This window comes from Mycobacterium sp. NBC_00419 (genome assembly GCF_036023875.1).
Classification (GTDB): domain Bacteria; phylum Actinomycetota; class Actinomycetes; order Mycobacteriales; family Mycobacteriaceae; genus Mycobacterium.
This window is the reverse complement of record NZ_CP107931.1, coordinates 3,000,448-3,022,734: the sequence shown is the minus strand read 5'-3', so window position 1 is coordinate 3,022,734 and position 22,287 is coordinate 3,000,448. Positions and strand designations below refer to the sequence as shown.

Below are 22,287 nucleotides of genomic sequence, written 5' to 3'. Positions count from 1 at the left end.
CCCTCACTCGCCGCGCTCGACATACGGTCCGCCCTCGGCCATGTTCGGGTGTGGCGTGAACCGCACATCCGGGATCATCGTCTGCGGATCGCGGCCCCAGGACTGCTCGAGGGCGCGCAGCATGCCGGAGACACCGGTTCCGGTGAGGAACGCGTTGTCGAGCGCACTGAGCGTCAGGTCGAACGTGGCTGAGGTGTTGATGTAGTCACCGCGGATCACCTTCGGGATGTTGTCCACCGGGTACGGCGCCGTGATCACCAGCTTGAGGGCGTCGATCATGTACGGGCCGGCCTTGCCCAGCTGCTTGAGCGGGCGCTGCAGGTTCGCCAGGTTGGTGTCGAGATCCGCCCGAGCCGACGACAACGTGTTGGCGGTGACGTTGCTGAACCGGCCCAGTGCCTCGACGGCGCCGGTGAGCTTGTCCCGGGAATCCGCGAAATACTTGACCAGCGGCGGGAATTCGGTCAGCACCCGGTCAAGGGTGGCATTGCGGCTCGCGACGATCTGCAACAGCTCGTTGGTGGAGTCGATGGCGCGGGTCAGGTCCTCGCGCTGCTGGTTGAGCTGATCGGTGAAGGTGTCCAGCTTGCCAAGGAAGTCGCGGATCTGATCGGCATTGCCCGACAGGATGTTGGCGACCTCGGTCTGGATCACTTCGAGGTTGGGGATGCCGCCACCGCGCAGCACGGTGGCGATGCTGGCCAGCGTGCGCTCGGTGGTGGGGAACGACTGCGCGTTCTTCAGCGGAATCGTCGCGCCGTCGCGCAGCGGCTCCGGTGAGGGATCCGGCGGCGGGTCCAACTGGACGTGCTGGGTACCCAACAGACTTGTCTGGCCGATCCGCGCAATTGCGTTGGCGGGCAACTTGACTCCGGGCTGAATATCCAGAGTCAGCGTGGGGATCCAGTTCTTGAGCTCGATTGCCTTCACCGAGCCCACGAAGACGTCGGCAACCCGGACCCGGCTGTTGACGTTGAGCGCCAACGTATCCGGCATTTGGACGTAGACAATCATCTTGTCCCTGCCGCTGCCGGGGCCACCCGGCAGCGGGACGTTGGCGATACCGCGCCAACCGCAGGAGGTCAGCACCAGCGCCGCCACGGTCAGCACCAGCGCACGCCAGCCGTACCGGCGAGTGGAACTCATGAACGCGCTCACTGTCCGCTCCCCATCTCAGCCGGCAGTGCCGGACCCGCCGGGGCGGGGGCTGCCGGGCCAGGTGCCGGTGCGCCACCGTTGATCTGCTGCGACACCGGAAGCGGTCCGGGAATCACACCCGGCGCAGGCGCCGGCGGAGGCGGAGCACCCGGGTACCACGGCGGCGGCAACGGGTTGTACTCGCTGTAGGAGTTCGACGGGGCGCCACCCGGGGGGCCGGCCGGCGGAATCGACGTCGGGTCTGGCCCGCCCATCAGCGCGGCCAGTGAGTCCGGGGTGAGCATGTTGGCGGTGAACGCCTGCACGTCGACACCCTGCATGCCGGCCGCCACGATCCAGCCCGCCTCGTGGTTGCCGTGCGAGAACAGCGTGTCGCGCGACCAGATACCCGGCACCGTCGTGTCCTTGTATCCGGGCGGCGGCTGCAGGCGCGGCTCGGAGTAGGCGATGTACTTCGGCAGCGTCTCGGCCGTGGAGAACTGGTTGACGCCGAACGGCGGGAAATTGAACTTGGTCGCGTCCAGGATCGGTGCCAGATACTGCGCGCACATCTCGGCCGAATCCTGATACCCCAACCGGCTTCCCGCCTGGATCGCGCTGCAGAGGAACTGCATCGGGTTGGCCCAGCTGGCGATCGTCGGGACGGCCACCAACGCGCCGTGGGTCGGGTGATAGATGTTCTGCAGGTTGGCGGCCAGGTTCGGGTACACGTGCAACACCGTCTCGATGCCGTTGCGGGCATCGGGCTGCATCAGCGCATTGGTGGTGTCGGCCAGGTTGTTGATGTCCTTGCTGAGCACCGATCCGTTGTCGTCGACGAACTTGCGCGCCGTCGTCAGCAGGGTGTTGATGTCCTTGACCGCGTTGGCCACTTCCTGGTCGCTGTTGGTGAACGAGTTGGTGAACGTGGCCAGGTCGGTGTTGAGCGCCACCAGCTGCTGGTCGCTCTTGTGCAGGGCGTTGACGAACAGCGCCAGGCTCTTGAGGACGCCGAAGAAGTCACCGCGGCCCTCGTTGAGCGCGGTCACCGCGTCCGAGAGCCCCCGGAACGTCTTGTTGATCTGCTCGCCCTTGCCCTCCAGGCCATTGGCGAACGATTCCAGGGCATCGCCGAACGGGCCCTTGGGCTGATCCTTGGTGGGGCCCAGGGTCGTGACGAGTTCGGAGATCTGGTTGCGCAGGTCGTCCCACTCGACCGGCACCTGGGTGCGCTCGATCGGGATGACCGCGTTGTCGGCCAGTACCGGTCCGCCGGTGTAAGCCGGGGCCAGCTGGATCACGCGTGAGGCCACCAGGCTCGGGTTGAGGATGGTCGCGGACGCGTCGGCGGGCACCTTGTACTTGTTGGCGTAGTGGAAGGTGACCTTCATCTTGTCGCCGGCGGGCTCGATCTTGTCGATGTTGCCGACCCTGACACCCATGATCTGGACGCGGTCACCCGGGTAGAGCGCCAGCGCCTCGGAGAAGTAGGCGACCACGGTGTTGGTGGTCATCTTCTTGTAGAGCTGCCAGCCCACCAGGGCCCCGACGAGGCCGATGATGACGGCGAGGGTGCCGATGATGACCGACATCCGCGACATCTTCGGCAAGCCCAGATTGCGCACGTTCAATTTCGTCGACATCGGTTAGGCTCCCCCTCCCTGATCGACGGGTGCCAGGTCGCCGACCGGCGGCACCTGCGGACCCGGACCCGGCGGCGGGATCGGGCCGACGAGTGCGTTGGGCGGCGGGGCGTATCCGGGGATGTCGGTGGCCGGTCCCGGTGTCGGGGCGACCGGCACCGTGCGAGCTCCCGGCGGGCCGGGAGCCAACGGTGCGGCCGGTACGCCCTGCAGGCTCGGCGAGAGCTCACCCGGGAAGGCGGCACTCGGGACACCGGGGCTGTAGCCCGCGGCGGGGTTGGGTGCCGAGATCGGCACGTCGGCCGTCGGGTAGCCCGGTCCGCCGAACGGTCCCTGCGTCAGGCCCGCACACGGCAGCGGGTTGCCGGTTGTCGGGATGCCATCCGCGGGCGGTGTGTACGAGCAGGGTGAGCCCGGGCCGACTGCGGGGCCCGGATGGTCCGGGGTGCCTTCCAGCGGTGTCGGGGCCGGCGGCGGCGCACCGTTGGGCTGACGCTGACCGTTGGGGTCGGGGAACCGGAAGGCCGGCAACCCGGCGTTGCGCCAGAACTCCTCGGGATCGATACCGCGCTTCTTGAACGCGGCATCCACCCACGGCTGGAGGATCTGATACGGAATCAGGTTGACCACCAGGGTCTTGAAGTACGGACCCGAGCCGATGGCCTCGGCCAGTGCGCCCATGAACTTCGACGCCGTGATGAACACGTCGGCGAGGTCGGTCTTGTGTTTGGCCAGCACACCGCTGATCGTTTCGAGCTGCGTCAGAACGTGATTCAGGTTCGGGTTGTCGTTGATGAACCCGGCGAACTGCTGGGAGATCTGCGAGATGTTCGCCAGCAGATAGTCGATGGCGCGGCCACGCTCGTTGACGGCGGCCAGCAGGGTCTGCGCATTGACCGCGAGCCGGTTGATCTGCTCGCTGCGGTTGCCCAGCACGGCGGCGACCTTGTTGGCGTTGGCTAGCAGCAGCTTGAACTGGTCGTCACGCTTGCCGATGGTGTCCGAGAAGCGCGCCACGCCGTCAAGCGCCGCACTCAGGTGCGGGTAAGTCTGATCAATGGTCTCCGACAACACATTCAGCGACTGCTTGACCGTCTGAAGGTCCCAGCCCTGGGCGGCCTTGGTGACGTCGAAGACGGCGTCGTAGATCTGATACGGCGTGCTGGTCTGGCCCACCGGCAGAATGCCGCTCGGCTTGAGGACCTTGTCGCCGCGGGGCTCCACCTCGATGGCACGCCGGCCCAGGATCGTCTCGGTGCGGATCGCCATTCGGCTGTCAGTACCGACCTGCTTGTCGCCCAACGAGAAACCGACGAGCACGTGGTCGCCTTCGATGTCCAGCGACTTGACCGACCCGACCTCCATGCCGGCGATGCGCACCTTGTCACCGGGGTTGATGCCCGCCGAGTCGGCGAACTGGCCGTAGTACATCGGCTGCGCGAACAGCTGCGGAACGCTCGCAAAGCTCTGGCCCACGGCGACGACCAGAACCACGATCACGATGCCGGCCAGACCGTTCTTGATCCGGTTGGGTGTCTCTAGTGTCCTCATTGCGGGGTGCACCTACCCGTCGGCTGCTGGGTGATCTTCACGGTGCGCACCGGGCCGCCGGGCTGCAGGCCATTGAGCTTGAGGTTGATGTCGCACAGGTAGAAGTTGAAGAAGTCGCCGTAGATACCACCGGCGCGGCCGATGATCTTGATGGCTTCGGGCAGCTTGGTCAGCAGATCGTCGAGCCGGTCCTGCTGGTCGACCAGCGGCTGCTGAACCGTCTCGATCTTGGCGATCGTGTCCTTGAGGATCGGCCGATCGTCGGCCAGCAGGTCGCCGAGTGTGCCGGAGGCGTTGCTGATGTCGGCGATCGAGTTGGCCAGCGGATCGGCGCGGTTACGCAGCCCGGTGATCAGCACCTCGAGGTTGTTGACCGTCTGGTCGAATTCCTTCTCGTGCTTGACCGTCGTGGCCAGCACGGTGTTCAGGTTGGTGATCACGTCACCGATGGCCTGGTCCCGGTCGGCCAGCGCCGAGGTCAACTGCGCGGTCTGGTCGAGGATGTCGTTGATGGTGCCGCCCTGACCCTGGAAGACGGTGATCAGCGAGGACGCGATGGTGTTGACCTTCTCCGGATCGAGCGCCTTGAACAGCGGCTTGAAACCACCGATCAGCGCGTCGAGATCCAGTGCCGGCTGGGTGCGGGCCAGCGGGATGAACCCGCCGGGCGGCAGCACGCGGTCCGCACCTTCACCGGTACCGCGCTCGAGGTTGACGTAGCGGTTGCCGATCAGGTCCTGGTAGCGGATCTGCGCGGTGGTGGACTGGAACAGCGGCAGGGTCCGGTCGACGTTGAGGGTGACCTGAACCCGACGGCCACCGTCGAGAAGCTTGAGGTTGGAGACCTTGCCGACCTCGACGCCGCCGGCGCGGACGAACTCCCCGTCCCGCAGCCCGCTGGCATTGCTGAATTCCGCGGTATAGGCGGTGGTCCGGTCGAACCGGAACTGCCCGAAGACGACGATGATGATCGCCGTGAACAGCAGCAGCACGAACGAGAATGCCCCGAGTTTGAGTGCGGTGCCGGTGATTTTCATGGGTTGATCGTGTTCTCCCCGACTTGGCGTCCCCAGACGTACTCGTTGAGGAGCGGCTGACCCAACTCGAAGTGGTTATAGGGGGCGATCGAGGCGCCGTCGTCGACGACCAGGTACGGCGCCGGCCAGAAGTTACGGTTCACCTCTTGCCAGCAGCCGGGCGCACCGCCGGGCCCGCCGCGGCCGTTGATCCGGGGCAGGTTGTCAGGGTAGACGTAGGGATTGGCGGCACCCAGCAACTCGGTCACTGTGTTGAGCGAATATCCGTTGCCGCCAAAGGAATCCAGCGCCGGCTGCAGCGCCAGGGCCTCGTTGCGAATCTGGCAGTACAGCTGCGGGCTGTACTTGTCCAGAAGCTGGGTGGTCGGCACGAGATCGGACATACCACGCACGAAATAAGGTGCGCCACGCTCGAATACGTCGGCGCCGGTGTTGCCGAAGCCGGTGGCCGCCAGCAGCGCGGCATCGAGGTCACCCTGCTGCGCGTTGAGGCTGCGGGCGGTGGTTGACGCGTTGTCCAGGAAGCTCCAGAAGTCGGGGCTGGCCTTGGTGTAGACGTCCGCCAGGTTCGCCAATTGCTTGATGTTGGAGCGGATCTGGGGCATCTGCGGGTTGATGTCGTCGAGGACCGCGTTGCCGGCGAGGATCGACTGGCCGAACTTGGTGCCCAGCCCGTTCAGCGCTTCGGCGGCCGCACTCAGGGTCAGGTTGAGCTTGACCGGGTCGACCTTCTCCGAGATCGACGTCAGCGTCTCGAACAACGTGTTGAACTCGGTGGTCACGTGCGTCACGTCGATCACGTCGGAACTCGTGATGCGCGCCTTGCTCGGATTCTCCGGACTGGTGAATGCCACGTATTTGTTGCCGAATACGGTGCTGGCCTTGATCTGGGCATCGACGTTGGCCGGGATGAGCTTGATGAAACGCGGCTGGATCTCGAGGTTGAGCTGAGCCGCCTGCTGGCCGTCCCGGTTGATGGCCGAGATGGTGCTCACGCGGCCGATCTCGACGCCGTTGTAGGTCACCTTCGAACCCGGATCCATCACCAGACCGGCACGGTCGGAGACCATCGTCAACGATGTCTTCGGTGTCAGCTCGCCGCGCCACTGCGCGTAGATCAACGCCCCGATCAGGGCGGCGATGATCAGGAACACCACCCCCGCCAACTTGAGCGGGGGTCGGCGAGACGCGTTCAACGGATGTGAGGGCATGGCGCTAAACCGTGAGGTTGAAGTTCGGGTTGGTGCCGTACAGCGCCAACGAGGCCAACAAGACAACGGTCGCCACCGCGACCAGTGACGCGCGCATCGACACCCCGACCGCCTCGCCGACGCCGACCGGGCCGCCGCTGGCGTTGTAGCCGAAGTAGCAGTGGTTGATCATGACGAACATCGCGATGATGATCGCGACCACGAACGACCAGAACACGTCGTCGGGCCGCAGGAACGTGCGGAAGTAGTGGTCGTAGGTGCCCGTGGACTGACCGTAGAACACCGTCGTGGTCAGCTGCGCCGCCAGGAACGACAGCAGCAGCGCCATGGCGTAGAGCGGGACGATGACCACGATGCCGGCCAGGATTCGCGTCGACACCAGGTAGCTGACCGACTTGATGCCCATCACCTCGAGGGCGTCGATCTCCTCGGCAATGCGCATGGCGCCCAGCTCCGCGGTGGCGCCGGCGCCGACGGTGGCCGCCAGCGCGTGGCCGGACACCAGCGGGGCCACGACGCGCACGTTGACCAGAGCGGCCACGAAGCCGGTGAACGCCTCGACACCGATATTGCCCAGCGAGGCGTAACCCTGGATGGCGATCAGCGAGCCGCCGGACAGCGTCACGAAGCCGACGATGGCGATCGTGCCGCCGATCACCGCCATCGCACCGGTGCCCATGCCGATCTCGGCGATCAGTCGCAGCGTCGCGCGCCGGTAGTAACGCAGCGCGTGGGGAATCTGGCCGACCGCGGTGATGGTGAACCAGGCGACCTTGCCGACGTTCTCGGCGAACCGGCCGGGGGCCGACGCCCACTTGGTGGCGGAGTTGTAGGCGCGGGGGTACCGACTCCGCAGGACTGCTGATGTGCTCATGTCACCGCCCCGTTCCGAATCGGACACCGATGGTCGTCAGCACCACGTTCACGGCGAACAACGCGACGACCGAGAGAACCAGCGTCTCGTTGACCGCGGTGCCCAGGCCCTTGGCGCCGCCGGACACCGTCAGGCCGCGGTAGCAGCCCACCAGTCCGGCGATCAACCCGAAGATCAGTGCCTTGACGATGGAGATGATGACCTCGGGAAGTCCGGTGATCAGGGTCAGGGTCGACAGGTAGGCGCCGGCCGACACGTTCTGGCCGTAGACGCCGAAGATGAATCCGCCGACCAGACCGATGGTGATGACGGCGCCGTTGAGCAGGACCGCCACGAAGGTGGAGGCGACCACGCGCGGCAGCACCAGCCGGTGGATCGGATCGATACCGAGCACTTCGAGCGCGTCGATCTCTTCGCGGATGGTGCGGGCGCCGAGGTCGGCGCAGATGGCCGTCGATCCCGCGCCGGCCACCACGAGCACGGTGACGATCGGGCCTAGCTGCGTGACGGCGGCCAGGGCCGCACCGGCGCCGGAGGCATCGGCAGCGCCGAACTCCACCAACAGGATGTTGATGGTGAAGATGATGAGGATCGTGTTCGGGACGGCCACGGCCACCGTGGGCAGGAACGTCACCCGGAACAGGAACCAGCTCTGCAGGACGAACTCACGGAACTCGAACGGCCATTTGGTGATCGCCTTGGCGGTGAGCACACACATCCGGAAGAACCCGCCGACCGCGTTCAGCGGCGCGCGCATCCGGTCCTGGACATAGGCCGACACGGCCGTCGACGCGGTCACCGGGAGGCCTCCGTGACGAGATCGGGTTCGCCGTTGCGGCACAACATCTGCATGCCTGGCACTAACCCTCCTCGCCCCGACGCGCAACCTGTGACCGGCGTCACCCTACCGATGGGTAGTAACGCGGACCACAGGAATGTACCCGATGGAAAGCGGGCGGTGCACCGCATCTGCACTATTAGCCCTCCAACGTAATCTGTCCGGATCTTTCGCATGGGTAAACGTGTCTGTGGTCAGCCGGGATTTGCTGTATCCGAACCTGTTTCGGGTGCAGCGCCCGGATCGACGCTGGCGCCGAACCGAATTCGCAGCTCGGTCTTGAGTACCTTACCGGCAGGGTTGCGGGGCAGTGCATCAACGATTTCGAGAGCCTTGGGGTGTTTGTAGCGAGCCAGCCGCTCCTCGAGGAAGTCGGCCAGATCGGCCAGCCGAAGGTGCGCCTCGTTGATCGCAGCAACCGCCACCGGCACCTCGCCCCACTTGGCGTGCGGCCGGCCGATGACGGCAACTTCGGCGATCGCCGGGTGGGCCGCCAGGGCGTTCTCCACCTCGGCGCAGTAGATGTTCTCGCCTCCGGAGATGATCATGTCCTTCTTGCGGTCGACCACCCACACGTAACCCTCGTCGTCCATACGGACCAGATCGCCGGAGTGGAACCAGCCGCCGGCGAAGGCCTCCGCGGTCGCCTGCGGGTTGTTCCAGTAACCGGCCATCAGCGTGGGCGCCCGGTAGACGATCTCGCCGACCTCGCCCACCGGGACGTCGTTCATGTCCTCGTCGACCACCCGCGCCGCGACGGTGGGGATGACCTTGCCGACCGATCCGAGCTTCCGGATGGCGTCGTCGCCGAGCAGCATGCAGGTGACCGGGGACATCTCGGTCTGCCCGAAGGCGGCCAGGATCTTGCTGTCGGGGAACGTCGCGGCCATCTGGCGCAGCAGCGTGTCCGACGCCGGCGCCGCGCCCCAGGACAATGCCCGCAGCCGGACATCTCGGGGCTTGGCCTGCTGGGCCGCGCACACCGCCTGCCACTGGGCAGGCACCAGGAAGATGCCGGTGACTTTCTCGGCCTCGAGGACATCGAGTAGTTCACCCGGATCGAATCCGCCCAGGGGGTGGATGACTGTCGGGGTGCCCAGCAGCAGGCCGCCGAGAGTGTTTCCGATGCCGGCGATGTGGAACAGCGGCACCCCGATGAAGCCGACGTCGTGGTTGATGTCGGGTGCGGTGGTGTACATCGACGTCATCGCCTGGGCGCTGAGATTGGCGTGGGTCAGCACCGCGCCCTTCGGGCGTCCGGTGGTGCCCGAGGTGTACATGATCAGGGCCGCATGGTCGTTGGGAATGTCGACCGGCTCGGGTGGCTCTCCCGCTTCGGCGAGGAGGTCCTCATAACCGAGCACATCGGTGTCGCCGGCCTCGCCGGACACGATGACGGTGGACAGCGCGGGGGCCAGATCGCGGACAGCTTTGGCGACGTCGGCCAGCACCGGCTCGGTGACCACGACGGCGGCTTCGCAGTCCTGGACGAGGAACGCGAGTTCGGGCGGGGTGAGCCGGAAGTTCACCGGTACCGCGATCGCGCCGAGCCGATTGACCGCCAGGGTCGCTTCGACGAACTCGGGCCGGTTGAGCATCAGCACCATGACGCGGTCGCCGAAACGGACCCCGCGCCGGCTCAGAGCGCCGGCCAGTCTGGTGACCCGATCGTCGAACTGCGTCCATGTCGTGGTCTTGCCCATGAACCGGATCGCGGTGGCGTCCGGTTGCATCAGCGCATGGCGGGCGAGCTGGTTGGCCCAGTTCTGGCGGCGCGACAGATACGGCTGCTCAGTGGCCGTCGTCAACTGTGTGGTCACCTCGTCCTGTGCTCCGTTCGCCTGCTGTGAACGTTGGGTGAACGCGATACCAGAAAGCTCGATCGCCGTTATATTTGATCAAATCTGATGTCGCCCGCGTCACACTATTGGTTACCGGCGGCCCACACAAGTCCTCGGAGGTCACGTGAACGCACCGACCTCAGCACGCCCGGCGAACCCCCCGCGACCTCGCCGTTCCCAGCTGGCCGACGAGGTCGCCCAGCACCTGCGCGAGGCGATCATGACGGGCAGCCTGCGGCCGGGGACCTTCATCCGGCTCGACGAGACGGCCGCCCAACTCGGGGTCAGCATCACCCCGGTCCGGGAGGCTTTGCTGACCCTGCGCGGCGAGGGGATGGTGCGCCTGGAGCCCCGCCGCGGCTACGTCGTGCTGCCACTGAGCCGCCAGGACATCGCCGACATCTACTGGTTGCAGGCGACCATGGCCAAGGAGCTCGCCGCCTCAGCCGTCGAGCGCTTGACCGACGAACAGATCGACGAACTGGCCCACGCCAATGACATCCTGGCGAGCGCCGTCCTCGACGGCGACCCGGCAGCCATCGCCGCTGCCGAATTCAGCTTCCACCGGTCGTTCAACCGGGCCACCGGGCGCATCAAACTGTCCTGGTTCCTGCTGCACGTGGCGCGCTACATGCCCCCGCTGATCTACGTCACCGATATGGCCTGGGGTCACGCGGCGGTCGAGAACCACCGCCAACTCATCGACGCGCTGCGCCGCCGCGACCGGGAGACGGCGATGGGGCTCGTCGAGCAGGAGTTCGCCGACGGTGCCGCACGGCTGATGGAACAGCTCGAAACCAGCGGAATCTGGCGCTGACGCGTCAGGTGGCGGCTAGCTGCTCGGCGCGAGTCTTAAGACTGTTGGCCAGGTGCTCGAGCACGTCGCCGGTCAGTTTCTTGACCATCAGGCTGGGCACCGGCATCGAGGTCTCCACCTCGAGGTCGACGGTCAGCAGGCTGGCCGGGCCCATCGCCACCACCGAGAACAGCTGATCCTGCTTGGTGAACAGGTCACCCTGCTGAAGCACCGTCTGGATCTGACCCTCGCCCGGGTAGTAGACGGCCTGGATGAAGGTGCTCTCGTGGCCCTGGATGACCGTGTCGATCCGCAGCTGGCTGGGCCGGCCGTCGTCATAGCGCGCCAGGATGTAGACGGCTTTGACCTCGTCATTCCACTCGGGGTACGCCTCGAAATCGGCGACGATGCCCAGGATCGACGTGGCGTCGGCGTTGACCTCTAGCGTTTTGGAGACGAGCGGCATCGGCCGATCATATCCAGCTGCGCAGGGCGCCTAGGCGTGCGCCTTGTCGGCTGCGCCGCGGCCTTCGACGGCACCGAGCGGTGATTCCACCCGCACCTTCTCGTCGCGGATCAGGCCGCGCAGCAGGGCCGTGCTGAACTCGGCGGCGATCTCCTTGGCGCTGCGCCGGCCGTCGGGCCGTAGCCAGCGGTAGGCACCCAGGGTCATGCCGATGTAGCCCAGGGCCACCACGTGCGAGTCGCACTCGTAGAACTCCCCGCTGGCGATGCCGCGGTCGATCAGGCCGGTCACGTGCTCGAAGACCTGGGTCTCCTTGTCGCGCACCTCGGCGACCTGCTCGTCGGTGAACCACTCGGTGATGTAGGGCTGCTCCTGGAAGTACACCGCCGCCCCCTCGGGGTTGTCGGCGATGTTGTTCAGCAGCCGCACGGTGTACTGGTAGAGCGCCTCACGGGCGGTCCAGGACGGGTCGTCGTGCACGGCCAGCAAGGTGTTGTCGGCCGCCCGCTGGTAGATGTCGAACAGGATCAGCGACTTACTGGCGTAGTAGTGGTACACGGTGGCCTTGTTCAGGCCGACGACGTCGGCGACGTCATCCATCCGGGTGCCGTGATAGCCACGGGCGGCGAACAGCTTGGTGGCGACGGCCAGCAGCTCTTCGCGCCGGGTCATCCCGTTCTCGGGTGGCATGGTTGTCCTCGCTCGTCCTACTCCGACCGCAGCCGGCTATCTATCAACTGGTTGGACAGTTTAGGCAATGGCGATGATCGGTGTTGCAGTGCGTGCCGTCGGGCTAGACTCCCGGACAGTAAGTGCGGAGCTGGAATGCCTCGAAGTTGCGGCCGAAGGATGCGGAGGAAATAGGTATGGATCCGAATCCGGATTATGACGCGAGCGACGAGGTCGAGTATTTCTTCAGCTGGCTGCCCTGGGCATTGCGTGGGGTCTACCCACCGCCCGCCTACCCGCCGGTTTAGCCGAGCGCCCTCTCACCACTGCCGCCGCCGTTGACGGCCGGCCTGCGGGCCATGCTCGCCCGCGACCCTAATGAATCGCACCGTGCCGCGAGCTCCCTGGAGCTGTTGTTCGACCTGGTCTTCGTCGTCGCTGTGTCCCAGGCCTCCGGCGCGCTGCATCACCTGTGGGAAGAGCAGCACTTCGCGCACGGGATCGCCGCGTACGCGATGGTGTTCTTCGCGATCCTCAATGCCTGGATCAACTTCACCTGGTTTGCCAGCGCGTACGACACCGACGACTGGCTCTACCGGCTGACCACCTTCGTCCAGATGGCCGGCGCCCTGACCATCGCCGCGGGTGCGCAACGCGCCATGCTGGACAACGACTTTCGGGCCATTGTCATCGGCTACGTCATCATGCGGGTGGCGATGGCGGCCCAGTGGACGCGCGCCGCGATCAGCGACCCGGAGTACCGCGGCACCTGTGTGCGCTACGCCGTCGGCATCATCGTGGCCCAGTCACTGTGGGTCGCGTGGGCGGTGTTCGGCGGTCCGGTGTGGCTGTTCCCGGTGCTCGCTGCCGCGGACCTCTCGGTCGCCGTGATCGCCGAACGTCACCAGACGACGAATTATCACCACAGCCACATCGCCGAGCGATACGGCCTTTTCACCCTCATCGTGCTTGGTGAATCCATTCTGGCAGTGGCCAATTCGATCATCGGCGGCATGTCCAACGCAGCGGAGCGCAATGGGCTGATCCTCGTCGCGGCGTGCTCACTGGTGATCGTGGCCGCGATGTGGTGGATCTATTTCGACCGTCCGCAGCGCGACCACGCGGTCAGCTTGCCGCGGGCGTTCTTCTGGGGTTACCTGCACTACTTCATCTTCGCCTCGGCGGCGGCATTCTCGGCGGGCGTGGAGGTCGCAGTGGCCGAACACCTCGGCGAGGGCCACCTGCCCCATGTCGCGGCCGGCCTGACGCTGACCGTTCCGCTTGCCGTGTTCCTGTTCTCGACGTGGCTGGTGCTCGACTCGCTGCGCCGCGACGCACTTCAGGCGGTCGGCACCGTCGCACTGACGGTGGCCATGCTGGCCAGCGCGCTGCTGCCCAACCCCCTGGTCGGTGCCGCCGCCGTGATGGTCGCGGCGGCCGCACTGGTCAGCTGGCGCCACGCCGCTCAAAGCGCTTAAGCGGCAGCCGCTTTCACCGCCCGGCCGACCTCGGAACGCAGCCGGGTGTATTCCGGGGAACGGCGCAGCTCGTCGGGATCGATCCCGGTACGCGGCAGATCGACCGGCAGATCCAGAGCGACCTGACCGGGACGGCGGGTCAGCACCACGATCCGAGAGCCCAGGAAGGCGGCCTCGTCGGCGCTGTGGGTGACGAACACCGTCGTGCGGCCCGACTCGGCGCTGACCTGACGCACATCCTCCTGCAACCGTTCCCGAGTCAGCGCGTCGAGCGCGGCGAACGGTTCGTCGAGAAGCAGCAGCGAGGTCTCGGGGCGCTCGGAGGCCAGTGCCCTGGCGATGGCCACCCGCTGCTGCTGACCCCCGCTGATCTCCCAGATCTTGCGGTCCGCGATGGCTTCGAGCCCGACGCGGTGCAGCAGCTCATCGCGCCGGTGAGCGCGCCGTTCCCGCGGCGTCCCCGCGTACTTCAGCGCCAGCTCGATGTTGCCGCCGACATTGCGCCACGGAAACAGCCTGGGCTGCTGGAAGACCACACCCGCGGTCTTGCCGGGCACCGGATTGCGGCCCGAGACCGTCAGGTCACCCTCGGTCGGCGATTCGAACCCGGCGATCAGCCGGAGCAGCGTGCTCTTGCCGCACCCGGAGGCACCCACCAGCACCAGGAACGATCCCGGTTCGACGTCGAGGTCTACCGGTCCCAGCGCGGTCGTCGTGCCGTAGCGGTGCGCCACACCCCGAATGTGGATGCCGCCGTCGGTGTGTGAGCCCGCGCCGGTTGGCGCCTGGGCGCCTGCCACCGTCTCACTTGGTGATGACATCGGGCAGACCTTGGGTATAGATGGCGTCCTGGAACGTCTTCAGCGGTGCAGCAGCAGGGATCTGCTTCTGCTCGGCGAGGAACTGCGAGGCGCTCTCCAGGTTGGCGGCGATGTTGCCCGGGTTACCTTCGGTGCCCAGCCACTGCGGTGAGGCGACCTCCTGCGGTGTCAGGTACACGCCCTGCTTGAGCTGGCCTTCGACCTCGGCCGGGGACAGCCCGATCTCAGCGGCGATGGCCTTTGCCGCCGCGGCCGGATCGTCCTTGATCACGGTCAGTGCCCGCGCCTGCTGCTTGCGCCACACGTCGACGACCTCGGGCTTGTCCTTGGCGAAGGAGTTCGCCACCGCGGCCAGGTCGAGGGTCGGCTTGCCGTCCTGGGCCAGCTGCCGGCTGGTGATCAGGTCCTTGCCGGTCTTGCGCAGCTGATCCAGCGTCGGCAACCAGGTGTAGGCCGCCGCGATGTCGCCGCGATCCCAGGCCGCCAGGATCGCCTGGGGCTGCAGGTCGATCAGCTGAACATCGCTGGGCGACAAGCCATTCTGGGCCAGTGCGGCGAGCAGGCTGTAATGCGCGGTGGACGCGAACGGGGTGGCGACACGCTTGCCCCTGAGGTCGGCGATCGAGTTGATGCCGGAGCCGTTGCGGGCGACCAGCGCCTCGTTGTCGCCTGCGACGTCGAGGACGAAGGCCACGCTGTAGGGAATGTTGAGCGGGGCCGACAGGCCGCGCGCCACCGGGCTGGAGCCTAGGGCGCCGAAGTCGAGTTCCTTGGCGATGAAGGCGGTGTTCACGTCGGCGCCGGAGTCGAACTTGATCCACTTGATGTTGTAGTCCGGCAGCGCGTCTTCCAGCCACCGGTTGTTCTTGACGATGAGGTCGCCGCTGGGGAAGGTCTGGTACCCGATGCGCAGCGTCGGCTTGCCCGCATCGTTCTTGCCCTGATCGACCGAGCAGCCCGCCAACCCGATCATGGTGACCGCGGCAAGGGCGATCGCGGCAATTTTCCTGCGCTTCATACTTTTCCTCTCCAGGGGACGGCGCGGCGCTCGACCGAGCGCAGCAGACCGTCGATCACCAAACCCGAGATGCCGATGGCGAAGATGCCGACGAGCACCACGGGAGTGTTGTTGTAATTGCTGGCGTCCTTGACCAGGCCGCCGATACCAGGAATGCCGTTGAACAACTCGGCGGCGACCACCGACGAGTAAGCCATGCCGACCGCCAGCCGAATGCCGGTGAACGTCTCGGGCAGTGCCGACGGGATCACGATGTCGCGAACGACGTCACGCCGGGAGGCGCCCAGCGCGCGGGCGGCCTCCACCAGGCTGACGGGGACGGCGACGACCGCCGCGGTGGTCGCCACGGCGGCGGGCGGCAGTGCCGCCAGGGCCAGCAGCGTGATCTTGGGTGCTTCGTCGATGCCCAGCCAGATGACCAGGAGGAAGAAGTACGCCAGCGGGGGCAGCGCCCGCAGGAACGTCAGCCATGGTTCGAGCACGCTGCGCACCCACGGGATGGACCCCATCGCCAGGCCGAGCAGCACGCCGAGCGCGACACCGATGACCACGCCGACGAACACCCGGCGCAGGGTCATGTAGAGGTGCTCCCACAGCAGATATCCGGCGTAGCCACGGACTCCGTCGTGAGTGGTGGAGACATCGACGAAGGCGTGCCACACGGTGCTCGGGTAGGGCACGAACGTCTGGTTCCAGATCTCGCTGGCGGCGGCGAACTGCCAGAGGAGAAAGAAGACCAGGACCGAGAGCAACGGAAGACCGACGCGCGTGGCCAGGTCGCCCCATCGGCTGGAGGATCGCGGCTCGGCAGCAGCCGGCCGGGCCCCCTCATCCGGGGTCACGTCAACGAACACAGACACCCGGACACTGTGACGGCGTCCTCACAGGAAAGGAACGGCTGCGCTCAGCGCGAGTGAAAGTCCACGCAACAGATAGGCTCACCTGCTTGTGACCGAATGGACGACCATCGCCGAGCGGCCCCATCAGGCGCGGCTACAGCTGGACAACTATCCGATCGTCGACGCCGTGCAGGCGCGCTACGGCGATATGGACGCCAACGGTCACCTGAACAACCTGGCGCTGGAGTCGATGCACGAGAACGCCCGGGCCACCATGAACCGCTCGGTGTTTCCCGACATCTACGACGTCGCCACCCGACGGTTCCGGCTGGTGACGTCTCAGAACGCCGTGCACTTCCTGGCCGAGGCGCACTGGCCCGCCCTGGTGCAGACCGGGGCCGGTGTCGGACGGATCGGCCGGACATCGTTCGTGGCGTCCACGGGACTGTTCATCGGCGGCGCCTGCGTCGGCATCTGCGACACCGTCCTGGTGCTGCTCGGCGATGACGGCCCGGTGCCGTTCACCGATGACGACCGCGCCAAGCTGGTGAAGGTCAGCCTCGGCTCGCCGCCGAGATCGACGTAACGGCGCTGCGCACCCGCACTTTCGTGCCCGTTTGTTGGTTTCGGCGCGGGGAGGCGCTGTTCACAGTGCTTTTGGGGCGGGCGCCTGATCCGGCATGGTCACCACGGTCGTCGAGCCGCCGCCTGCGGTGTGGCTGAAGCCGAGCGAGCCACCCATCTCCTCGATGCCCACGACCAGTGAGGCCAGCCCGATGTGTCCGTCGGCCACCTTGCGGTCGAGCCCCGATGGGTCGAAACCCACTCCGTCGTCGACCACCCGCAGTACCACCGCCCCACCGGCCCGGTACAGCGCCACCTGCACATGGGTGGCGCGAGAATGCTTGTGCGCGTTGGCCAATAGTTCACGGGCGGCCCGATACAGCAGGGCCTGCGCCCGTGGTTTGCCGACCTCGTCGATGTCACAGTCGAAGGTGACGTCCCAGCGCTGCTGGTATTGCCGCACCAACTCTCGAAGCGCCGGACCCAACCCGACCTGGGCCAGTACCTGGGGGTGCAGGCTGGTGACGGTGTTGCGCAGCAGCGTGACCGTCTCCCGCAGCGCCGCCTCGACGCGGTCGAAACCCTCATCGCTGGGCCGGTCACGCAGATCCTCGAGATCCAGCCGGGCCGCGAGCAGGTTCTGCAGTGGTCCGTCGTGCAGTTGCTCGGAAAGCCGGCGATTGTTGCGCTCGTCGGCCTGCATCGATTCGGCAACCAACCGCTTGCGCACAGCGAGCAGCGCCTGCACCCGCGCCCGCCGCTTGGACAACACGAAGCACAGCGCGGTGGTCGCGGCCGCCAGCCACAGCAGGCACCCGACCTGGACGTAGACCACGTTGGGCAGCCCCACGGTGTCGTCGCGCTTGGAGTAGACGATCCAGGCGAGCAGGTAGCCGCCGGCCGCACTTAGCCCTAGCGCCGCAGTGAGTTCGGGGCGGTCCAGGAAGGCAACAGTGATCGGCACCAGGAAGAAGACTGGGAGCAGCCAGACCGTCGCGCCGCCGGAGGCCAGGCACAGCACCAGCACGACGAACACGTCCACCGCCGTCGAGGCGACCCCGAACCACCAGCGGATCGGGGTGCGTACGACGACCACCAGCCAGCCCAGGGCGAAGGCCGCGTACAGCAGCAGCACCCCGCCGTAGACATCAGGCAGCCAGTGTTCGACATCCTGGATGTACACCAACAGCGCGATGAGCACGATCAGCGGGAGACGCAGGACGGCGGCGACCCGGACCGGCTCGGTCGTCAGGTAGTCGAGCATGTGAGAAACCCCGCGCGGCACGCTACTCCAGCAGTCCCCTGCGCATGGCCTCGGCGACCGCCGCGGCCCGGTCGCTGACTCCCAGCTTCTCGTAGAGGCGCTGAACGTGGGTCTTGACGGTGGAGGGCGCCAGGAACAACGACCCGGCGATCGACGGGATGCTCTGGCCGTGCGCGATCATCCCGAGGACTTCCCGTTCCCGGGCGCTCAGCGAGGGACCGGACGGCTCGGCGCGACGCCGGATTTCGACGGCCAGTCCGGAGGCCAGCCGGGGCGCCAGGACGTCGCGGCCCTTCGCGCAGTCCAAGACGGCGTTGACGATCTCCGAGCGTGTCGAGTCCTTGGGCAGATAGCCGGCGGCACCCTGCTGCAAGGCGTGGTAGACGATTTCGGCGTCGTCGTGTGCCGACACCAGCAGCACCCGGGTCGCGAGCTCGTCGCGGACCACCGCGGCGGCGACCTCGGCGCCGTTCATTCCCGGCATCTGGTAGTCCAGCAGCGCGACGTCGGGCAGGTGTTCCTTGATCAACGCCAACGCCGACGGGCCGTCGTCCGCCTCGGCGACGACCTCGATCTCACCGCTGCCGCTCAGCGCCCGTACCAGGCCGTCGCGGAACAACGGGTGGTCGTCGCCGACGACAACGCGCACCTTGCTGTTCGCAGACATGGCGAGAGCTTCGCACAGGTTCCCCCAATCGGGGGACAAACACTTCATCACTGCCAGGGGCCACTCGGCGGACAGACGGCCGGGCCCAGGCGAGCGATAGTCGAATCACGGCCGAGAACCTTCGACCAGGAGCACCCAAGCAGGAGATTCGATATGAACCGCAACCTCTCTCGCCGCATCATCACCGCGCTGGCAGGGCCCGCGGTGGCCACCGGAATTCTGGCCGGCACGCTGGCGGTGAGCGCACCCGCCGAAGCTGCGGGCACCACCGGAACCACCGAGTGCAGTGCGGTGGCGATGCCGCCGGCCGCACCCCAGTCCGGCCCCAACACGTTCAACCTGCCCTGCTGACCCCAGGCGCCGAATGGCTTCCACCACAACCGATTAAAGAGGAGAGAGAAGATGACATTCCCGATCAACCATCCGGCCGTGAGGTTCCTGGCAGCACCCATCGTGGGTGCGGTGATTCTCGGCGGTGCCGCGCTGGGCCTGTCGAGCATCGCCTCGGCCGAGTCCGGCGATTCGTCGACCTCGTCGAGTGCGACGTCCAACCGGGGGCCGGGCGGCGGAGCCAAGTCCCCCGCGCAGCGGGGCCCGGGTGGCGGCGGCATCACCACCGCGCCGCCAGTGGCCGCCCCGGCTGCCGCCCCCAAGCCGAAGGCGGTGGAGCCGACCTCGCCGACCTCCCGCGAAGAGGGGCCCAAGAAGCCGAGCGCAGTTCCGGTCGCCCCGAGGCCGCCCGCGCCGTCGCCGAAGCCCGTGGGCCTGACTCCCGTCGAGGTCCCCGCTCCGGTCGTGCACACCCCGGTCGAGGTGCCCGGTTCGGCCAAGCTCGGCCCCGGCGGTGGCAGCGGTCTCACACCGATCAAGCCCCCGTCCCCCTCGGCCGGAGGATAGGAGGTGATGACGTAGCCGATCGTTCATTCACATGCCGTCGAGGCCTTCCCTTTGGTCATGAGGGAGGGCCTCGTCGTTGCGTTGACGCGTGTCATATCGTGACGGCATGGATTTCGCCATGTCCGCCAAGGCGGCCGACTACCACAAGCGCGTCACCGAGTTCATGGTCGAACACGTCTTTCCGGCCGAGAAGTCCTATGACGAGTACCGCGCCGCGGCCGGTGCAGGCGATTTCACCGTTCCACCAGTCGTCGAGGAACTGAAGACCCTGGCGAAGGCACAGGGGTTGTGGAACCTGTTCCTGCCTGCCGAATCCGGCTTGAGCAATCTCGAGTACGCGCCGCTCGCGGAGCTGACCGGCTGGAGCACCGAGATCGCGCCCGAGGTGTTCAACTGCGCCGCCCCCGACACCGGCAACATGGAGACCCTGCATCTGTTCGCCACCGAGGAGCAGCGCAAGCAGTGGCTGGAGCCCTTGCTCGCCGGCGAGATCCGCAGTGCGTTCTCGATGACCGAGCCCGCCGTGGCCTCCAGTGACGCCCGCAACATCCAGACCGCGATCACCCGCGACGGCGACGACTACATCATCAACGGCCGCAAGTGGTGGACCTCCGGCGCCAACGACCCGCGCTGCAAGATCCTCATCGTGATGGGCCGCACCAACCCGGACGCGGCCTCCCACCAGCAGCAGTCGATGATCCTGGTGCCCGTCGACACCCCCGGAGTGAACATCCTGCGGTCGACGTCGGTGTTCGGCTGGCAGGACCAGCACGGCCACGCCGAGGTCGTCTACGACAACGTCCGGGTGCCGGCATCGAACCTGCTCGCCGAGGAAGGCATGGGCTTCGCGATCGCCCAGGCCCGGCTCGGCCCAGGCCGCATCCACCACTGCATGCGCGCGATCGGGGTGGCCGAGCGGGCGCTGGCACTGATGACCGAGCGCGCCCGCACCCGCATCGCGTTCGGCAAGCCGCTCGCCGAGCAGGGTGTGGTGCAACAGCAGATTGCCTTGTCTCGCAACGAGATCGACCAGGCCCGTCTGCTGTGCCAGAAGGCGGCGTGGACCATCGACCAGCACGGCAACAAGGAGGCCCGCAACCTCGTCGCGCAGATCAAGGCGGTCGCGCCGCAGATGTCCTGCAACGTCATCGACCGGGCGATCCAGGTGCACGGCGGCGGCGGCGTCAGCGACGACTTCCCGCTGGCCCGGATGTACGGCTGGCAGCGTGCGATGCGCATCTTCGACGGACCTGACGAGGTCCATATGCGCAGCATTGCCCGCGCCGAAATCGGCTCTGAAAAAAGCGCTTTCGCAGAAGCGGCGACCAAGGGGTGAGCGGCGCACAGCTGTCCGGCGCGTGGAACTTCCGCGACGTAGCAGAGAGTACGGGCATCCGGCCCGGGTTGTTCTTCCGGTCCAGTGAGCTGAGTGGGCTCGATGATTCGGGCCGGGATGTCCTGCGCGGCTTGGGCGTTACCGATGTCGCCGACCTGCGCTCCCCGATCGAGGTCGAAAAGCGCGGCCCCGGTGCGGTTCCCGATGACGTGACGGTGCATCTGTTGCCGTTCCCCGACCTCTCCCACACGCCGACCGCCGCGCCGCACGAGACGGCGTGGGAGAAGATGATGACCGAGGCCACCCCGGACGACGACGTCATGGCCGCCGGGTCGAAGTGGATGAACGACGAGTACGCCCGGTTCGCCAAGCTGGCCGGAGCGCGCCGCGCCGTCCGCCAGGTCGCCACGCTGCTCGCCGACAACCGGCCGGTGCTGGTGCACTGCTTCGCGGGCAAGGACCGCACCGGGTTCTCCATCGCCGTCGTGCTGGAGTCCATCGGCGTTCCCCGCGAGGCCATCATGGCCGACTTCCTGCGCAGCAACGACGCGGTCGGCCGGTTGCGCGACCGGATTCTGGAGTCGGTGCGCAAACGCGAGGGGATCACCCCGGAGGTGGTGGCCTTCGCGGAGTCCCGCCTGCCGGACGGGGTGCTCGGCGTCCAGGAGGACTACCTGGTGACCGCGCGCCGGGTGATCGACGAGGAGTACGGCGGGCTGCCCGGATATCTGGAGGCCGCCGAGGTCACGGCCGACGACCTGGCGCGGCTGCGCGCGGTCCTACTGGGTTAGCACCAGCCCGACCACCCACACCGCGGTGGCCAGCAGGCCGCCGGCCAGTTCGACGCCGACCGACAGCGCGGCGCCCTTGACCGCGTGCACCGTCGACGCCCACGCTCGCCGGCGATCCCGGCGCTGGGCCAGCTCAGCGAGATACACGCCGAGCACGAACCCGAGTACGAGACCGGCCACCGGAACCACGAAGAACCCGATGACACCGGCCACCGCACCAATGGTCAGGCTCCAACCGCCGACGTCGGCGGCACGCATCCGGCGCACCGGCCAGACGTACTTCACCAGCAGGCTGCCACCGATGATCGCAGTGACCACCGCGAGCACCACCCACGACACCACGGTGTGCTCCATGACGGCCCACACCGCGATCGCGGCGAACACCAGCAGCGTGCCGGGGAGCAGCGGCACGATGATGCCGACCAGGCCGACAGCAATGGCCAGCCCAACCAGAAGGATTCCACCGGTGCTCACTGGTCCGAGCCTAGGACCTCATCCGTATGAGTGGACACCTGTCTGGCGATCGGAGCGCGAGGGTACAGCGCGAGG

24 protein-coding genes are annotated in these 22,287 nt (G+C 67.0%); 8 read left to right on the top strand and 16 right to left on the bottom strand.

What is annotated here, in order from left to right:
• Positions 1-3 precede the first annotated feature (3 nt).
• From OG976_RS14470 to fadD5, 8 genes are all read right to left on the bottom strand, one after another.
• Positions 4-1,146 (bottom strand): virulence factor Mce family protein, encoded by a 1,143-nt coding sequence (locus OG976_RS14470; RefSeq protein ID WP_328349950.1) that lies wholly within the window; start codon positions 1,144-1,146, stop codon positions 4-6.
• Positions 1,147-1,154: 8 nt separating this feature from the next.
• The gene (locus OG976_RS14465; RefSeq protein WP_328349948.1) at positions 1,155-2,780 is read right to left on the bottom strand and encodes a virulence factor Mce family protein; all 1,626 of its coding nucleotides are present in this window, start codon (positions 2,778-2,780) and stop codon (positions 1,155-1,157) included.
• 3 nt (positions 2,781-2,783) lie between these two features.
• Complete coding sequence (locus OG976_RS14460) at positions 2,784-4,331, bottom strand: MCE family protein (protein WP_328349947.1); 1,548 nt, start codon at positions 4,329-4,331, stop codon at positions 2,784-2,786.
• Positions 4,328-5,368 (bottom strand): virulence factor Mce family protein, encoded by a 1,041-nt coding sequence (locus OG976_RS14455; protein ID WP_328349945.1) that lies wholly within the window; start codon positions 5,366-5,368, stop codon positions 4,328-4,330. Before OG976_RS14455 ends, OG976_RS14460 begins: the two co-directional genes overlap by 4 nt.
• Positions 5,365-6,579 carry an MCE family protein gene (locus OG976_RS14450; RefSeq protein ID WP_328349943.1) on the bottom strand — a complete coding sequence of 405 codons (1,215 nt, stop codon included), beginning with the start codon at positions 6,577-6,579 and terminating at the stop codon, positions 5,365-5,367. Before OG976_RS14450 ends, OG976_RS14455 begins: the two co-directional genes overlap by 4 nt.
• A 4-nt stretch (positions 6,580-6,583) precedes the next feature.
• Positions 6,584-7,453 (bottom strand): MlaE family ABC transporter permease, encoded by an 870-nt coding sequence (locus OG976_RS14445; RefSeq protein WP_328349941.1) that lies wholly within the window; start codon positions 7,451-7,453, stop codon positions 6,584-6,586.
• A gap of 1 nt (position 7,454) precedes the next feature.
• The gene (locus tag OG976_RS14440) at positions 7,455-8,210 is read right to left on the bottom strand and encodes an MlaE family ABC transporter permease (RefSeq protein WP_442930536.1); all 756 of its coding nucleotides are present in this window, start codon (positions 8,208-8,210) and stop codon (positions 7,455-7,457) included.
• A gap of 275 nt (positions 8,211-8,485) precedes the next feature.
• Positions 8,486-10,111 carry a fatty-acid--CoA ligase FadD5 gene (fadD5, locus tag OG976_RS14435; RefSeq protein ID WP_328349937.1) on the bottom strand — a complete coding sequence of 542 codons (1,626 nt, stop codon included), beginning with the start codon at positions 10,109-10,111 and terminating at the stop codon, positions 8,486-8,488.
• Between the two features lie 145 nt (positions 10,112-10,256).
• Here fadD5 and OG976_RS14430 point away from each other — a divergent pair, with 145 nt between their 5' ends.
• The gene (locus tag OG976_RS14430; protein WP_328349935.1) at positions 10,257-10,949 is read left to right on the top strand and encodes a GntR family transcriptional regulator; all 693 of its coding nucleotides are present in this window, start codon (positions 10,257-10,259) and stop codon (positions 10,947-10,949) included.
• Positions 10,950-10,953: 4 nt separating this feature from the next.
• On the opposite strand, the gene OG976_RS14425 is transcribed toward OG976_RS14430, so the two are convergent.
• Entirely contained in the window at positions 10,954-11,394 is a 441-nt protein-coding gene (locus tag OG976_RS14425) for an SRPBCC family protein (protein WP_328349933.1), read from the bottom strand.
• Positions 11,395-11,424: 30 nt separating this feature from the next.
• The gene (locus tag OG976_RS14420) at positions 11,425-12,084 is read right to left on the bottom strand and encodes a TetR/AcrR family transcriptional regulator (protein ID WP_328349931.1); all 660 of its coding nucleotides are present in this window, start codon (positions 12,082-12,084) and stop codon (positions 11,425-11,427) included.
• A 176-nt stretch (positions 12,085-12,260) separates the two neighbouring features.
• Here OG976_RS14420 and OG976_RS14415 point away from each other — a divergent pair, with 176 nt between their 5' ends.
• Both OG976_RS14415 and OG976_RS14410 read left to right on the top strand, forming a co-directional pair.
• A complete protein-coding gene (locus tag OG976_RS14415; RefSeq protein WP_005142555.1) occupies positions 12,261-12,371 on the top strand; it encodes a hypothetical protein in 111 nt (36 codons plus the stop codon).
• A gap of 30 nt (positions 12,372-12,401) precedes the next feature.
• Complete coding sequence (locus tag OG976_RS14410) at positions 12,402-13,541, top strand: low temperature requirement protein A (protein ID WP_328349926.1); 1,140 nt, start codon at positions 12,402-12,404, stop codon at positions 13,539-13,541.
• On the opposite strand, the gene OG976_RS14405 is transcribed toward OG976_RS14410, so the two are convergent.
• The 3 genes from OG976_RS14405 to OG976_RS14395 are packed head-to-tail and all read right to left on the bottom strand — an operon-like array spanning position 13,538 to position 16,240.
• The gene (locus tag OG976_RS14405; RefSeq protein ID WP_328349924.1) at positions 13,538-14,362 is read right to left on the bottom strand and encodes an ABC transporter ATP-binding protein; all 825 of its coding nucleotides are present in this window, start codon (positions 14,360-14,362) and stop codon (positions 13,538-13,540) included. The two genes, OG976_RS14410 and OG976_RS14405, sit on opposite strands and share 4 nt — an antisense overlap.
• Complete coding sequence (locus OG976_RS14400) at positions 14,346-15,380, bottom strand: taurine ABC transporter substrate-binding protein (RefSeq protein WP_328349922.1); 1,035 nt, start codon at positions 15,378-15,380, stop codon at positions 14,346-14,348. The genes OG976_RS14405 and OG976_RS14400 overlap by 17 nt, the downstream gene beginning before the upstream one ends.
• Complete coding sequence (locus OG976_RS14395) at positions 15,377-16,240, bottom strand: ABC transporter permease (protein WP_328349920.1); 864 nt, start codon at positions 16,238-16,240, stop codon at positions 15,377-15,379. Before OG976_RS14395 ends, OG976_RS14400 begins: the two co-directional genes overlap by 4 nt.
• An 88-nt stretch (positions 16,241-16,328) precedes the next feature.
• Between OG976_RS14395 and OG976_RS14390 the strand changes: the two genes are divergently transcribed.
• Positions 16,329-16,805, top strand: a complete 477-nt coding sequence (locus OG976_RS14390) for an acyl-CoA thioesterase (RefSeq protein WP_328349918.1) — start codon at positions 16,329-16,331, stop codon at positions 16,803-16,805.
• 60 nt (positions 16,806-16,865) lie between these two features.
• On the opposite strand, the gene OG976_RS14385 is transcribed toward OG976_RS14390, so the two are convergent.
• Positions 16,866-18,047, bottom strand: a complete 1,182-nt coding sequence (locus OG976_RS14385; RefSeq protein WP_328349916.1) for a sensor histidine kinase — start codon at positions 18,045-18,047, stop codon at positions 16,866-16,868.
• A gap of 22 nt (positions 18,048-18,069) precedes the next feature.
• The gene (locus OG976_RS14380) at positions 18,070-18,714 is read right to left on the bottom strand and encodes a response regulator transcription factor (protein ID WP_328349914.1); all 645 of its coding nucleotides are present in this window, start codon (positions 18,712-18,714) and stop codon (positions 18,070-18,072) included.
• Positions 18,715-18,867: 153 nt separating this feature from the next.
• On the opposite strand from OG976_RS14380, the gene OG976_RS14375 reads away from it, so the two are divergent.
• From OG976_RS14375 to OG976_RS14360, 4 genes are all read left to right on the top strand, one after another.
• On the top strand, positions 18,868-19,065 hold the full coding sequence (locus OG976_RS14375) for a hypothetical protein (protein ID WP_328349912.1): 198 nt from the start codon (positions 18,868-18,870) through the stop codon (positions 19,063-19,065).
• A gap of 51 nt (positions 19,066-19,116) precedes the next feature.
• A complete protein-coding gene (locus OG976_RS14370) occupies positions 19,117-19,611 on the top strand; it encodes a hypothetical protein (protein WP_328349910.1) in 495 nt (164 codons plus the stop codon).
• Between the two features lie 118 nt (positions 19,612-19,729).
• A complete protein-coding gene (locus tag OG976_RS14365) occupies positions 19,730-20,947 on the top strand; it encodes an acyl-CoA dehydrogenase family protein (protein ID WP_328363572.1) in 1,218 nt (405 codons plus the stop codon).
• Positions 20,944-21,738 carry a tyrosine-protein phosphatase gene (locus tag OG976_RS14360; RefSeq protein ID WP_328349908.1) on the top strand — a complete coding sequence of 265 codons (795 nt, stop codon included), beginning with the start codon at positions 20,944-20,946 and terminating at the stop codon, positions 21,736-21,738. The genes OG976_RS14365 and OG976_RS14360 overlap by 4 nt, the downstream gene beginning before the upstream one ends.
• On the opposite strand, the gene OG976_RS14355 is transcribed toward OG976_RS14360, so the two are convergent.
• The gene (locus OG976_RS14355; RefSeq protein ID WP_328349906.1) at positions 21,727-22,212 is read right to left on the bottom strand and encodes a DUF456 domain-containing protein; all 486 of its coding nucleotides are present in this window, start codon (positions 22,210-22,212) and stop codon (positions 21,727-21,729) included. The genes OG976_RS14360 and OG976_RS14355 overlap by 12 nt on opposite strands.
• Positions 22,213-22,287 lie beyond the last annotated feature (75 nt).